Consider the following 14,560-nt stretch of genomic DNA (forward strand, 5'->3'; position numbering starts at 1 on the left):
GTCTTCAGTGCCACTCTGCTATTGGAGGCACTATGCTTTATCCCTGAAGTACTCCACTGTCTTCTCCAACCCTTTAATCAAATCATATTGCGGTTCCCATTTCAAAATGTCCAGTGCTTTTGCGTTTGACAGATGGCTGTGCTTGATATCCCCGTCACGGGTTCCCTGGTAATCGGGTGTTCCTGGTTTATCTAGCTTGCTTGATAGCAGGGTGTAAAGCAGGTTGATGGAAGTTTGGCTGTTTGTGCCGATGTTGATGATTTCGTTGTTTGCATTGTCAATTGCGAGGAGGTTGGCACGGGCGACATCTTCGACATAGACAAAGTCACGGGTCTGGGTGCCGTCTCCGTAAATGACAGGCGTTTCATTGTTTAAGAGCTGTTGAATGAAGATGCTGATCACGCCTCCTTCACCGTCAGATCGTTGCTTCGGTCCATACACATTGGCATAGCGCAGGATGGTGTAGGGAAGGCCATAGCTTGTTCCGAACAGCTTGATGTAGGATTCAGATACTAATTTAGAGGTGCCGTAAAAGGAAATCGGACTTGTGGCACTTTCTTCGGTCAAAACTTCATCTGTTGTTCCGTAGACCGCACTGGAAGAAGAAAAGATGAATTTTTTGACTCCGTATTTGACTGAGTATCCCAGCAATTTGACGGTGCCGAGGACATTGACCGCAGCATCGTCTGCAGGATTTTCCAGGGATTTGGCAACACTGACCTGTGCAGCAAGATGCATGACGATGTCTGGCTTTTCCTTTTTAAAAATCCTTTCAACCTTGTCGGATAATAAATTTCTGCGGTAGCATATAACGCCTTCTGGCAGGTTTTCCTTCCTCCCGTTCGAGAAGTTGTCCAGTATGATTGGCGTATGTCCTTCGGCGAGAAGGGTTTCGACAAGCTGGGAGCCAATAAAACCGCCGCCGCCTGTGACTAGAATTTTCATGAACGATCATGAATCTGATTGTTTTCCCTCATGATGAGTCTCCTTTCTATCTGCGTACATTTGATAAATTCCTTGGATCTTGCTCGTCATTACCCTGCTTGTTAAGTGCTGCCTGGCAAATGTCTCGGCCGCCCCACCAAAAGCTTCCCGTTCGTTTTGATTGATGATGAATCGTTTAATCGCTTCGGAGAGCTCTTTTACATTGCCAGGTTCACAGAGTATGCCGGTTTCTTCATGTCGCACCATTTCCGGTATGCCTCCGCAGGTTGTTGTGATGACCGCCTGCCGTGCAAACATCGCTTCAATGATTGAAAGGGGAAAGTTGTCATTGACGGTCGCAAGCACATAAATGTCGGACATCGACAGAATCTCCGGTATGTCATGACGCTTTCCGAAGAAAATTACGTTACACAGATCCAATTCTTCTGCTTGCTTCATTAGAGCATCCTTCATAACTCCGTCCCCAACGATCCACACTTCTACATTGGCAAGGTCTTCACGGATCATGGCCAAAGCTTCTAAAAGAAATCTGTGTCCTTTCCTTGGAGAAAGGCGGGAGACGCTGCTGAGGATGGTAGTTTCATGGGTTCTTGGAGGAATCGGTGCAAAGTCGATTCCCGTATGAACTGTAGTCATTTTTTCATCCTTTGCGCCAAAATCCTTTAAATTTGGCCTGAAAGAATCGGCAATCAGCACGATTTGAGTGCTTGCAGATATACCTTCTTTTTCCAGCCTGGTGAAAAAAGCTTCTTCTACAGAACCTTTTTGCATTTTATTGAATTTCAGCCTGCTTTTCGTAAAGAAGCCGTGCGGAGTAAAGAACAGCGGTTTTTGGAGTGTTTGGTTGAGGTGTCCGAGTATGAAAATGGCAAATAAATCTTGGGCATGGATGATATCGTAGGTGTCAAGATTTTTTTCTTTTAAGAACAGTTCAAATACATGAAGGAAGCTAAGGTTTTTGACGATTTTCTCATTCACCGTACCGTAGCGGCTGCGCATAAAGATTCTCGCTTGATCAGCTGCCTGCGGAACCCATTGCTCAATCTGGAGAGAAGGCATCTGATTCGGTGCGATTACATCGACTTCATGGCCGAGCTGTTCAAATCCTTTTTGAATGGATGTGATGTAATGAGACAATCCGCCAGTGTTAGGATGGCGAAAGAAAGTGACGTATAAGATTTTCATTTTTTTCTTTCCACCCACCTTTGATTTCTGGCCGAAGGAATGAAGTGGAACCGGGTCCTCCATTACCCGGTCTAATCCATAAAATTCATCCATGGCGGCCAAAAGAGACGGATGAATTTTGAGAGGAGGCATTGTGCTCAAGTTATTTCATCCTTTCAGGTAACTACTTATAGATTCCGAGTTCGCTTCCCCAAGTAGCGATTTTTTCCAAGTGATAAGGCAGAAGTTCACCGCCGCGGTTTTCAAAGTACCGTCTAAACTGAGTGTGCAGGCCTTTTTCCAGTGTGCGTTGAAGATAGGCCATTTTGTACAGGTCCATCGGGTTTGTTTTGAATGTAATTCCATGTTTCTTCATCTCATTTGTATACACTTCGACGGCATGTGTGCGGATTTCATCAGCATTATCCTGCCAATCCTTGCGAAAGGCGAGTAGAATTTCCACGAGAACGATCATGTCAAACCAAACCGGGGAGAATTTCGCGGACTCCCAATCGATGAATTGAATCTCCCATGGCTCGTTTCTGCTCACATCCTTTGAGCAGATATTCTGCATATGAAGGTCTCCGTGGGTGATGGCAGAACCGCTTTGAATCAATTCCGGGAAAAAGTCAGGACCTTTACTGTATATGGATTTCAATGCTTTGTAATGCGGCTTGATAAGGTCTTTCAGTTGTTTATCCTTCTTGGCCTGTTCCAGAAAACTCATGGTGTTCGTGATGAACTTTTCCCTTTCTCCTTTCATCTTGACCGAGCTGTATTGCGGGAGCCAGGGTTCGAGAGCGTCTTTTTCGTTCGTGAACCGGTCTTCATAGGTGTGGGCATGAAGTTTCGCAAGGGTCGGGATGATGTAATCAAAGTGCTTAGGTGTAAAGGTCAGTTGTCCCCGAATTTGACGGACGAACTCCATGAATACCCATGTATCACTTCCGTGTTTTTCGATCAAGTAGATTTCTGGAAGGAATTCTTTCAAAAAAGGATAAGCTCTGCCGTATATATTGATTTCGACTTCATTTTTATATTTGGTTGAATGGTAGATTTTAAAAATGATAGGGAAGGATGTTGATAGATTCTCAAGCTGCATTTGAAAGATGCTGCTCCGTTTTGTTGATTTCAGGTTTTGAATGGATGCTTCTTCGATCTTTACCTTTTTACCGAGGGAAGCAGAGAGCTTATCTTCAATATCATTTTTTTGAAAAAGGGAATATAATTCCTTATCTGTGTGCAAAAAGAGTCACTCCTTTCGTTTTCTTTTCCATGCATTCCATAGATGCGATGAGGTGCTCCTGATGAAGGGCATCGGGTCGTCTAAAGCGAGGAGGGCGAATACTTTCTTTCCTTTAAATCCTTTCAGGAAGTCTCTCCACGTCATTTCATCATTCCTTCGCTTCTCCAGGAAGGTAAGGAAATAGCGAACGAGGTAGATCCACTGGACTCCATCAATCTGTTCAAGCTGGGGGGCTGGATTTTTCCCGGTGAGATAGAGATAGTACGTATAGGCAAAATCCACTCCGGAAGGGCCCGTTAAACTATGAGTGAGCCAGAAACGGGGATTGATTTCGATAAGCTTATACTGTCCGTCGCGGGGGTCCTTTTTGTATTCAATCATGTTGACACCCTTTAGTTTGAGCTCTTTCAAAAGAGGAACGCCAAGTTCGACAAGCTCTGGTATCCGCTTGCTTACGATATGTGCTCCCGTACCAAATTCGACAGGGAACTGGTGGTTCTTCTGAAGCGTGAAGAGTGCCAGCAGATTCATGTCGTCATCGAAAAAGGTAGCCACTTTATAAAAGCTCTGGTTATCACCCGGAATCAATTCCTGGATGATCAATTCCCCATATTTGCTGTATAGCGGAAAGACCTCCCTTAATTGATTAGCGTCCTGGATTTTAATGGCTTTCTTATTGATGTGTTTTCTGAACTCATGACCGTACACCGGCTTCAAAATGCAGGGGAATTCAAGCTCTGATATGGCTTCATCAAGCTGGTCATCATTTTCGACGAAAAAGGTCTTTGCCGTCGGGATACAATATTTCATCGCAAGGTCATAGGTCTTCTTTTTATCCAATAAATCTACAATCATCGAATGATCCGGATAAAGAAACAGGTAATACTCTGATAATTCTTCCCTGTATGTCGAGATGAACACAACGTAATCATCTGCCCCTGCATATAGAACCGGCTTTTTTTCAAACTTCCTCGCTACTCCCTTTAAAAAAGAAAGGAGTGCTTTTTGCTGGGTCAAGGGACTTGGACATACTGCGCAGGAGGCGAGTCTTGATTTTCCTTTAGAATAAGGACCTGATGTGTCAAAAGCGTATACCTCAATACCTCTTCTGGCAAGGGCATGGATGATGCCCACTCCATTGGCACTTAAATCGAGTACAACGGCTGGATGTGATGGCATATCAATCTCCTCCCGGGGTTAATAGATTTTGGTAGATGTGTTCAATTTTCTGCACCATCGCTTCACGTGTGAGGTGAGTCTTGGCATATCGGAAAGCATGATCTCCAAGCTGGCTTCTTAAGGTACTGTTGACAATTAATTGCTCCAGCTGTGTTGCCAGCTGCACGACATTTCCCGGCTGGATGATGATGCCGGTTTCATTATGATGAACGATTTCAGTGATTCCTCCGCAATCGGTAGTGAGTATGGCCGTCCCGCTATGCATGGCTTCAATAATCGAAATCGGAAGGTTATCATTGAGGGTCGGCAGGACAAAGATATCGGTTTTGCTTAAAATGGACGGAATATCGTCCCGTTTTCCGAGGAACTTAACATTGGTGAGTTGCAGTTCCTTCACTTGTAATTCGAGTGCTTCACGCATTTCCCCATCACCGACTATTTGCAATTCCACATGCTGGGTCAAAGATTTTAATTTTGATAGAGCCAGCAATAAATCGGAATGACCTTTTCTCGGCCCCAATCTGGCAACACAGGATATGATGACTTTTCCGTTTTCGCCTTTGCGTGAAACAGGAGGGAAATCGATTCCTGTATTGACTGTTGTCAGTTTAGAGGGTGGCGCACCAAGCTGGCCGAGTGGTTCCCGGAATGAGTCGCTCAGGATGACAATATGTGTCGCATATTCAATGGCTTTTTTCTCAATCTCCTTGTAGTAGGCTTCTTCTTCAGAACCGCTAGCGATCCGGTTGAATTTAAGGCGGCTGAAGGTATACATCCCATGCGGTGTAAATAAGAGTGATTTGCCGAGGTTTTCATTGTATCTGCCCAATATATTGGCCGTGAACAAATCCTGGGCATGAAGAATATCATATTTTTCGAGTTTGATTGACTGCAGCATCTGTTCGTAAATATAAAGGAGACGGGAGCTTTGGATGATTTTGCTAGTGCAGGAGCCGTACCGGTTCTGGAACAAGGTCTTCAACTGCGGTACGATGGCTTCACGCAGTGCTTCCACTTTGCCAGCTGAAAACTGATTCGGGGAGATAACGTCTACTTTGTGTCCTAAATCTTCTAATCCAGCTTTCAAAGTAGTAATATAGTTTGATAGTCCGCCGGTGTGGGGGTAATCCCAGAACGTGGCGATAAGAATACGTAGCTTCTTTCCTGATTTGCTTTTCCTTTTTTTTGCTTTATCCTTTTTGTCTTTCTTTTTCCGTTTGGAATCCTTGTCCTTATCCTTTTCAGTACCAGCTATTTTCAGAGTGACCGGCTTGGCCACCACTCCATAATATTTGTCTAAGGCATTGATGACATAAGGATAAGGAAAGTGCATTTCATTCATACCCATACCCTCCTGATGACCTCGAATGCTTCGGCGTACGGCAGCCCGACCGTCATGCCCCTTACCCTTGCCAAATGTCTGATTCCCTCATAGGAACGAGGATGTGGAAAGTCTCGCATTTCAACATCATAATGTTTTAAGGAAGCAATCTTTTCATCAATCGTTGATGAGACATCAACATAATAGTTCGGTTTAAATTGTTTATCATTTGTTTGGGTATTCCATTCACTTGAGGATACGGTTTCGAATGTGATCAATTCGATTGGCTGAGAATTCGGTATCGGCCGGACAGCCGTCAGTACGGCTTGAAACGTTATCTGATGATCACGGTTCACATCACCATAGTGATGGGTAAAAATTTTAGCAGGCTGATAGATATTGATTAGTTTCTCAATTTCTTTGGTGAAAAGATGAAGTGGCATCATTTCAAGCTCAAGATTAGGATGCTCCAGGAAAATCACTTCTTCGATCCCTATTTCTTTGTTTGCTTTTCGGGCAAGTTCTTGAATATGATGAGCCTCTTCTTTTCGTCCGTTTGCTGTAATGATCGAGATGACCCTATTACCTTGATCTACTAGTCTTTTTAGCGTGCCTGCCGTACCTAGTAGTTCGTCATCCGGATGCGCAGCTATGACCAATACAGTTTCTTTCATTTATTTCACCCCATTCTGACTCTATTACCCTTAGCTTATGTAGCTTGTATCATAGTCGAAACAGACAATAGCACAGGGCAAATGTTTGTTTCGAGAGCCTCAGTATCTCCTTTTCTCCAGAAATATACTGATTTCATGGCAAAATCGGAGGGGAGTGTGTCAAAGTCCGGGTCTTAACTGACGGGCGTCTTTTCCTAAAAAACGTCAACATAACGCCATGTTTCTTCCTTTATAATAGGTTGCTGGATCACTGTGTGGCTCTAGTCAAAAAAATGTGCGCCGTTTAACGGAATTCTTTATCTACTAAGCCAAAATGTAAGATAGCTTTACAGCAATTCTAGTAAATTCAACGTTTGGCTCGGTTACAAAAACGTTTCCATCTCTATACAATATAGAAAATGTGTATGAACACCATGTAAAGGAGTGAAGATGGGTGGAGAAACTTTTTAACGGAAGAGGGGAAATCACGAAAAAGGATCTTGCTGCCTTTGAAATGATCGGTGATGGGAAGGATGGAGAAATATACAAAGTCGCTGAAGATAAAGTCGTAAAATACTTCTTTAAAGAAGAAACACATCATAGGGAACTGGAGGCAATGCAAATGGGGCAAGCTTCCTCCATTATGCCCCGGCTATATGAATACGGAGACAATTATATCGTAATGGAATTCGTCAAAGGCATCTCCCTAGCACGCCATATGAAGCGGCATGGGACAATCGATGAAAACATGACGATGAAGATCTTATTTGTTCTTGAAGAATTCAAGAAATTAGGCTTCACAAGATGGGATACTGAGGTTCGCCATATGCTTATGGATGAAAATGGGGATTTTAAGGTTATCGATCACAAACGCGCGTTCACATCTGACTCACGAGTTCCAACGAAGCTTTTAAAAGGGATGGGAAAATTCGGATTAGCAAAAGAGTTCCTTGAACATGTGAAACATGTGGATCCAGAATCATTCCTTTCCTGGAAAAAGCATATATAGGCTGCGGCAGCTGCGTTTTACAAGGGATGAAAAAACATAAGCAAAGAAGGCTCAGAATACTGAGCCTTCTTTGCTTATTTCATTCCCAGCGCTTTTTTTGTGGCAGGCCCTGCAATTCCATCAACTTTGAGTTTCTTCGCTTTTTGGAATTTCTTTACGGCTGCTTCAGTAGCAGGGCCGAATACGCCGTCAATTCCTTTTGTGCTGTATCCTTTATTGGTGAGCACCTGTTGCAGTTGCTTTACTTCAGGGCCTCGCATGCCTTTTTTGAGGACAGTACTGCTTGTTGGCGCCGCGATAACTGGAACTGCAGCCTGGCCGGTAACTTTATAACCGTTAGCAGATGCGATGGCGTTAAAGGATTTCTTGGATGATGTGATGACTACCGGGGTGTTTACTTTAACTTGATCATAAAGCCATTGCACTTCGTTATCGTACATCCTGATGCAGCCGGCACTTACATATCCGCCGATCGATTTAGGGTTATTGTTTCCGTGGATCGCATACGTTGTTCCCCATGTTCCTCTTGCATTTAAACCAAGCCATCTGTCGCCAAGCGGATTCCTTGGATCTCCTCCAGGTATTTTCCCGCTGTAATAAGGACGATTCTTGATCTTGTTAACGACTTTGAACTTGCCTTCAGGCGTATAGGAAGCTTTCCGCCCGGTTCCCACCTTGAAGGTTTTTACCAGTTTATTATTTTTATAATAAGCTAGTTGATTGTTAGACTTATTGATGATAATCATGTCCCCGCCAGCAGCTTCTGCCGGTGCCTCAAAGAACAGAAGCGATACAAGAAGCATCATTGAAACCATCAGTTTTTTCATTCCCCATCCCCCTTGATTATATTTTCAGAGCCAATCTGCCTAAATAGTTATGGCCTGTTGTTTACACCCTTATAAACGATTTTTTCTTATAAAAGTTACATATTTTACCTTTATATGGAAATAAAATTCTTCCTGTTTTTATGACATGAAATTTGTGTTTTGTCGTATTATGGAGGTTTTTAAAAAAAGAGCGGTTCAATTTCCAAAAATCTTCCCATAATGGGAAGGAAGGAGTGGGAGTGTTGAATCATTACTTATCAATTGCAGTAGAATTAGCAAGTGGATTTGTCTTTTTATTTATCATGACAAAATTGCAGGGGAAGACGCAGTTCTCTCAGATTACTCCCTTTGATTTTATTTCGGCCATCATCCTGGGTGAACTCGTAGGTAATGCAATTTATGATCACGAAGTGAAGGTTGGTGAAATCGCCTTTGCTGTAACCTTGTGGGGAGTTCTTGTTTATGTTACAGAGACCGTTACTCAAAAATTCATATCATCGAGGAAGCTGCTGGAGGGCGAACCGAACATTGTGATTCGCAAAGGAAAGATTAAATTCGAGGCCTTGAAAAAGGCAAAGCTGGATATCAACCAGCTGCAAAGTCTTGTCAGACAACAAGGGTATTTTTCCCTCAGGGAAGTTGAATACGCAATCATTGAAACGAATGGAATGGTCAGTGTCCTGCCCAAAGCGGATTACGACACGCCTAAAAATAGCGAATTGAAAATCAAAGCAGACAATCCTAACCTGCCAGTCAACATGATCCTTGACGGGGAAGTGGTGAGCAAAAATCTTAAAGAAGCCGGTCTCGATGAACAATGGCTGAAAAATGAATTAGAAAAGCAAAAAATCCATCACTTTGAAGATGTCTTATTTGCCGAGTGGATGGAGAATGAACCACTTTATGTGTTGAAGTATGAGAAGAAGGCGAATTGACCTTAGAAAGACGGAAGCATCTAACTAGATGTATTCTATGGCTGAGTCCGGCACTTGCTGACTCAGCTTTATTTGTGCTCAGTATGATGATGTGCTTCTTGATTAATTTGACAGGGATTGACCGACATGGAGTTAATCTTGTTCAACTGGAGATAAAATCGGGTTAACTGGAGATAAAAATGATCCAAATGGAGATAAAATTTGATTGACTGGAGATAAAAATGATCCAACTGGAGATATAATTGGATCAACCGGGAATAAATTGTCTTCAACAGGGATTATAATTGGATCAACCGGGAATAAATTGTCTTCAACAGGGATTATAATTGGATCAACGAGGATTAAACTTGAACAACGCACAAAATAGTGTTCCAACCGTTAAATTAATCGAGCCAACCGTTAAATTAAATGCTCCAACCGTTAGATTACATCGAATTAAAGGTTAAGACACAAAAAGCTGAACCAATGGTCTATAAATTGGCTCAGCTTTTTACCGTTTTTGTATTTATCCAATAAAATAATATCGGGTTCATCACACATAATGTCAGAGTGACTAATGCTAGGTAAAAAGTTGTTGGGTCTCCGCCTAATGCAATTTCATCTACGATGATCGCATCATAATAGGTGACTTGGACAGTGATGATCCCCAAAATGAAGGATAAGCTTACTACGCTGAAACCATTCAGCAGCCTTTTCCGTAACTTTGGTAAAATTATTATTATAAAAAACAAGATTGATAGAATCATCAATGTGAAAAATACTGGTCTCATCAGCGTAAATGCGCCAACTGTAACGAAAGTTTCATATGTATACATAATAGGCCTCCATATAAGTAGATCACTTTTGTGTAGTAAAAATGCGAAATTCCTAGGTTAGATAGAAGTCAGTGACAGTTTTGATTTTATTTTAAAAGAATAACATAAGGGAAAATTTGGCACAACTCTTGATACACTTGATTTCTCTATTATTCAGTCACTATCTGCCTTAGAGGAATTTAGAATAGGTTTTTAGAATGTAAGATTTCATGAAGTGTATATACTAAAACTGGATATTAGTGCTACATTTTCTGTTCAGCCCTTTCATCTTTGCTCTTTTCAGTCCGGTAAATACGTGCATTAACTTTTATATTCTGGAATTGATTAAAAATAGAAATATAGTGTTAATTGACTAGAGAGGTGACTTTTTCTTTTTCAGCGACAAAAAGGAAAATAGACACTAAATGGAGAACTCCTAATTGTAAATAAACCCCTAAATCCGATAGGAGGTGTTTACTTGAGGTTATCCATATTCTTGGTTGTTTTAGGTTTCTTTTTTACGATGGCTGCGTGTGATGATAATAAGGTCGATAAAACAGTGACGGAACAAGAAAAGGTGGTCAGTGCGGCTAAGGATTGGGAAGAAAGTCCAATCTTTAAAGTCAACGATTATCAGATGATTGGTGAAGAAGGACGTTTAGGATTTATTTATGATAACACCGAAGAGACGAAATTTTATCCTGATAAAACACAAAAATATATGTGGCACTTTTGGGGAAATGATGACGAGTTGAACGGTGAATTAAAGGTGATCGCCTTCCATAAAGAGAGCGGGGAACAGATTACGATATTGGAAGGCCGCCCTTTGGCAGGCCCTAATAACGGAGCAGATCATCACGTTCCCTCTAATATGTCTCTTCCTAAGAAAGGTTTATGGAAATTGGAGGCACATATCGGCGATAAGTTATTTGGGACGGTTTTCGTAAAAGTGTATGAAGGTTAAGAGGGTTTTCATAAAGAACCACTTTTTCAGATAAAGAGGGGTGTCATCTTGAAGAAGAAAATTGATGAGAATCAAATTCATGAAAAACACTATGAACAAATTTATAATCTTGTCAAAAACGACCCATATGCCCAATCGTTAGGCATTAAGCTAACAAAATTCGAGGCTGGTTTTGCCGAAGCCATGCTAGAAGTACAGGACCATATGGTAAACGCACATGGAACTGTTCACGGAGCAGTTTTGTATGCTTTGGCCGATCATGCATTTTCTGTAGCATGCAATGCATATGGAAAAACTTCAGTAGGACTTTCGACAACCATCCAGTTTATTGAAGCAGCAAAGCCAGGAGACAGAATTTCGGCTCGAGCAACCGAATTAAGAAGGAACTTTCGTACGGGATTTTATCGAATTGAGATATTCCATGAGCAAAGCCTGATTGCAACAATGGAGGCAGTTTCTTACCGCAAGGACCATTATTTTATCGAACTCAATGAACAAGAATAAAGTACTGCTAAAAAGTAAAACCCTGCAATCGCAGGGTTTTATCTATGGTCCAGCATCTTGGTCTGGATCCACCAATCAATATGGTCTGAGTTAAAGACATATAGACTTTGAGTAGGTCTCAGATGCGGGATGTCTTTCTCATCAATGAATTGCTGGATCTGTTCCTCGGTAAGCGGATAGCATGCCGAGGCCAGGTACACGACCAGATTGGAAATTCCATAGATTTTGCTCATCCAACCACCTCCCGCAAAACCCTCCTTTCCCATCAGAAAAAGAAAGCTCAGCAGAAGGCACTTAGTAAGCAAGTGAGTTAGCATACCAATTCTATACCCATATTTATCGTAAAAATAACCCTCTCAATAAGAATCTTCTTCCAACGACAGGACACTCTATTAAAAGGAGGGATGTTCTTGAGACTGAGGATATTATTGTATGCACTGTTGTTTTTTCTTTTACCAATGGAAGTCAGTGCGGAAGATCAGCTGACTGCTGCTTTCGTCCGTGACCATCAGCTATGGATCAAGACGGGCGATCAGGAGGAACAAGTGACGAAGGGCCGATATGTACAATCGCCAAAATGGTCGTATGATGGCCGGTTTATTGCCTATACCGACGGAGATCTACACGGTGAAAAGTCGGATCTGTTCATTTATGATACCCGTGAAAAAGAGAGCTTTCAGCCTTATCAAATTGAGACAGCTGATTATAAATGGTCACCGATTAATAATCAATTAGCCTATAATTCTCATGGTGTGTTGAATGTGACGAAAATGAAGGATGGCAGGCCAAAGGGCTTTGAAAATGTGGCCCTGGGTGTGAGTGGATTTGAATGGTTTCCAAATGGGAGAGAATTCATTGTTTCCTCACAATCCAGTTTGCGGCCAACCGGGTGGGGACCCGTTCCACTGTATAAAATACCGATAGACGCAAACCTGGATAAGAATAAGATGGAATCCTTTTATACCATTAAAACACGTGAACCCGATTTGTTCGGAATTGATGCCGACTTTTTCAAATGGAGTCATGATGGTGAATGGGTCTCCTTTATTTTGATCCCGACGGCTTCATGGTCGATGGATAGCAATACATTATGTGTTTTATCAAACGACGGGAAACAATTTCAATCAGTGGGAAATATGCTGGGGTTTCGAGACTGGGTGAAGTGGGCGCCATCAGAAAATCAGCTTGCCTATATTTCTGGAGAAGGCAGGTTCTTTGTGGAAAACAAGAAAACCACCATAGCGGATATGCCGGCTGCAATCCAGCAAAAGCAGTATACTCCTGAAGGCTATGTAGACCTTGATTTAGATTGGTTCTCCCCTGACAAAGTAATTGTAGCTCGTTCGAAAGAAAACAAGGAGTGGGATGAAGGGCCGGTTCCAACTATGTTCACGGCATTGTATGCCATCGATTTGAAAACAGATGAACAGATACAGATTTCTCATCCCAAAAAGACCGAATTCGATCGCCAGCCACAAACTGTCGGAACTAACATTACGTGGCTTCGTCAAGATGGCAATAAAATTGATGTATGGATGAAAAAGGGCTTGGATGGCCAGGAATATAAATGGATCGAGAACATTGAGGAAGAGCCTGTTTTTCGACAAAAGCGTTAGTCCATGGAGGATTAGCGCTTTTTTTGTGGAATTTTTATCTTTATATAACTAAATCAATAAGGAGAAAGATATGTGGGAACAAAGGCTGATTCAAACAAAGAGGGGACAGTTTGAGGTATTTGTGGCAGGTGATGGGGAACCGCTTTGTGTGACCCATCTTTATAGCGAATTCAATCATTTAGGAAATTACCTTGCGGATATGTTTGCCGATTATTTCACAGTCTATCTTGTGAATTTAAAGGAAGCAGGGAAATCAGCCAGGATAAAAGAGGAATATGAGCTGAGCATGAGTCAGTCAGTTGAGGATTTGGAAGCTATTCGGCTGGCACTGGGTTTTGAAAAATGGAGTTTTGGCGGACATTCGACCGGGGGGATGTTAGGGCTAGTGTATGCTGCTCAGTATCCTGGTTCATTAAGAAGTCTGATTGTAGGCGGGGCATCAGCTACAAATCTATATATGGAGCATAAAGATAGCATTTACAGTGCTAAGAACCCTGCAAATAAGAGATTAAAGGAAATCCTCTCCGTCCTTAAGTCAAGTGACTCAACAAGGGAAGCAAGAATCCAGGCTGGCAGAGAATGGACCGAAATGTCATTGTTTGATTCCGGCCGCTTTGATGAGTATTTTTCTAAGCCAAGCAGCGGAAAAGTCGTTCAGCAGCGATTGGATTATTTTTCGTATAAAGAACTTCCATCTTTCGATATTAGGCAGGACATTTCAAAAATCGAAACGCCAACTATTGTTTATTGCGGCAGGCATGACTCGCAGTGTCCTTTTGTTTTTTCGGAAGAAATACATAACTTAATTACCAACTCGAAACTTTATGTTTATGAAAAAAGCAATCATTCCCCCTTCCTTGAGGAAAAGGAAGGATTCAAAGAGATGATTAAGGATTTGCGTGAAATGAGCATTTAGCTTTAATAAGGAGGAGAGCAGGTGGAGATTGAATACGTCATATTTACTTCCGTTCCCAAAGATGAAACTGCAGAGCGATTGACTCAATTACACCAGAAAATTTTCGGCACCTCTGATGATTTGATCGATAAAATGGCACAAAAACCACAATTATTAATTGTCCTGGCAATGTCTGGTTCAAAAGTGATTGGCTATAAAATTGGATACGAACTTTCAAACGAAATCTTCTACAGTTGGTTGGGAGGTGTTGACCCCGGCTACCGAGGGCAAGGAATTGCGACTGAATTGATGCAGAAACAGCATCAATTTTTAACAGAGAAGGGATACAAAATGATTCGAACAAAAACGATGAACAGATGGCGCGGTATGCTTGTTATGAATATTAAAAATGGTTTTGACGTGATAAATACTTATATGGATGAAGAGGGATTACATAAAATAATCCTTGAAAAGCAGTTGTAGATCCTGCTTTTTCAAAAATAAAGGC

General features: G+C 41.9%; 16 protein-coding genes. 7 read left to right on the forward strand and 9 right to left on the reverse strand.

Annotated features, from left to right (window positions below):
- Positions 1-30: 30 nt before the first annotated feature.
- Genes RH061_RS09955 through RH061_RS09980 form a run of 6 tightly spaced genes read right to left on the reverse strand, consistent with a single transcriptional unit; the run spans position 31 to position 6,529 of the window.
- Positions 31-945 (reverse strand): NAD-dependent epimerase/dehydratase family protein, encoded by a 915-nt coding sequence (locus RH061_RS09955; RefSeq protein WP_311075748.1) that lies wholly within the window; start codon positions 943-945, stop codon positions 31-33.
- Positions 946-951: 6 nt separating this feature from the next.
- Complete coding sequence (locus tag RH061_RS09960) at positions 952-2,262, reverse strand: glycosyltransferase family 4 protein (protein WP_311076350.1); 1,311 nt, start codon at positions 2,260-2,262, stop codon at positions 952-954.
- 31 nt (positions 2,263-2,293) lie between these two features.
- Positions 2,294-3,355, reverse strand: a complete 1,062-nt coding sequence (locus RH061_RS09965; RefSeq protein WP_311075750.1) for a phosphotransferase — start codon at positions 3,353-3,355, stop codon at positions 2,294-2,296.
- A 6-nt stretch (positions 3,356-3,361) separates the two neighbouring features.
- Entirely contained in the window at positions 3,362-4,534 is a 1,173-nt protein-coding gene (locus tag RH061_RS09970; protein WP_311075751.1) for a carboxylate--amine ligase, read from the reverse strand.
- Position 4,535: 1 nt separating this feature from the next.
- Positions 4,536-5,876, reverse strand: coding sequence for a glycosyltransferase family 4 protein (locus tag RH061_RS09975; RefSeq protein WP_311075753.1), 1,341 nt, complete (start codon positions 5,874-5,876; stop codon positions 4,536-4,538).
- Entirely contained in the window at positions 5,873-6,529 is a 657-nt protein-coding gene (locus RH061_RS09980; protein WP_311075754.1) for a PIG-L deacetylase family protein, read from the reverse strand. The genes RH061_RS09975 and RH061_RS09980 overlap by 4 nt, the downstream gene beginning before the upstream one ends.
- Positions 6,530-6,962: 433 nt before the next feature.
- Between RH061_RS09980 and RH061_RS09985 the strand changes: the two genes are divergently transcribed.
- Positions 6,963-7,517 (forward strand): protein kinase family protein, encoded by a 555-nt coding sequence (locus RH061_RS09985; protein ID WP_311075755.1) that lies wholly within the window; start codon positions 6,963-6,965, stop codon positions 7,515-7,517.
- Positions 7,518-7,591: 74 nt separating this feature from the next.
- Here RH061_RS09985 and RH061_RS09990 read toward each other — a convergent pair whose 3' ends face one another.
- Positions 7,592-8,344, reverse strand: a complete 753-nt coding sequence (locus RH061_RS09990; RefSeq protein WP_311075756.1) for a L,D-transpeptidase family protein — start codon at positions 8,342-8,344, stop codon at positions 7,592-7,594.
- A 242-nt stretch (positions 8,345-8,586) separates the two neighbouring features.
- Between RH061_RS09990 and RH061_RS09995 the strand changes: the two genes are divergently transcribed.
- Positions 8,587-9,279 (forward strand): DUF421 domain-containing protein, encoded by a 693-nt coding sequence (locus RH061_RS09995; protein WP_311075758.1) that lies wholly within the window; start codon positions 8,587-8,589, stop codon positions 9,277-9,279.
- Positions 9,280-9,761: 482 nt separating this feature from the next.
- On the opposite strand, the gene RH061_RS10000 is transcribed toward RH061_RS09995, so the two are convergent.
- Entirely contained in the window at positions 9,762-10,094 is a 333-nt protein-coding gene (locus RH061_RS10000) for a hypothetical protein (RefSeq protein ID WP_311075759.1), read from the reverse strand.
- A 457-nt stretch (positions 10,095-10,551) separates the two neighbouring features.
- Here RH061_RS10000 and RH061_RS10005 point away from each other — a divergent pair, with 457 nt between their 5' ends.
- Both RH061_RS10005 and RH061_RS10010 read left to right on the forward strand, forming a co-directional pair.
- Positions 10,552-11,037, forward strand: a complete 486-nt coding sequence (locus RH061_RS10005; RefSeq protein WP_311075760.1) for a DUF4871 domain-containing protein — start codon at positions 10,552-10,554, stop codon at positions 11,035-11,037.
- Positions 11,038-11,085: 48 nt separating this feature from the next.
- Positions 11,086-11,541, forward strand: a complete 456-nt coding sequence (locus tag RH061_RS10010) for a PaaI family thioesterase (protein WP_311075761.1) — start codon at positions 11,086-11,088, stop codon at positions 11,539-11,541.
- Positions 11,542-11,579: 38 nt separating this feature from the next.
- Here the strand turns inward: RH061_RS10010 and RH061_RS10015 are convergent, their stop codons facing one another.
- Positions 11,580-11,774: a hypothetical protein gene (locus RH061_RS10015; RefSeq protein ID WP_311075762.1), complete on the reverse strand. Its 195-nt coding sequence runs from the start codon at positions 11,772-11,774 to the stop codon at positions 11,580-11,582.
- A 177-nt stretch (positions 11,775-11,951) separates the two neighbouring features.
- Here RH061_RS10015 and RH061_RS10020 point away from each other — a divergent pair, with 177 nt between their 5' ends.
- From RH061_RS10020 to RH061_RS10030, 3 genes are all read left to right on the forward strand, one after another.
- The gene (locus RH061_RS10020) at positions 11,952-13,157 is read left to right on the forward strand and encodes a TolB family protein (RefSeq protein WP_311075763.1); all 1,206 of its coding nucleotides are present in this window, start codon (positions 11,952-11,954) and stop codon (positions 13,155-13,157) included.
- Positions 13,158-13,227: 70 nt separating this feature from the next.
- Positions 13,228-14,073 carry an alpha/beta fold hydrolase gene (locus RH061_RS10025; protein ID WP_311075765.1) on the forward strand — a complete coding sequence of 282 codons (846 nt, stop codon included), beginning with the start codon at positions 13,228-13,230 and terminating at the stop codon, positions 14,071-14,073.
- A 21-nt stretch (positions 14,074-14,094) separates the two neighbouring features.
- Positions 14,095-14,535 (forward strand): GNAT family N-acetyltransferase, encoded by a 441-nt coding sequence (locus RH061_RS10030; RefSeq protein WP_311075766.1) that lies wholly within the window; start codon positions 14,095-14,097, stop codon positions 14,533-14,535.
- Positions 14,536-14,560: the final 25 nt, after the last annotated feature.

Source organism: Mesobacillus jeotgali, assembly GCF_031759225.1.
Classification (GTDB): Bacteria; Bacillota; Bacilli; order Bacillales; family Cytobacillaceae; genus Mesobacillus; species Mesobacillus jeotgali_B.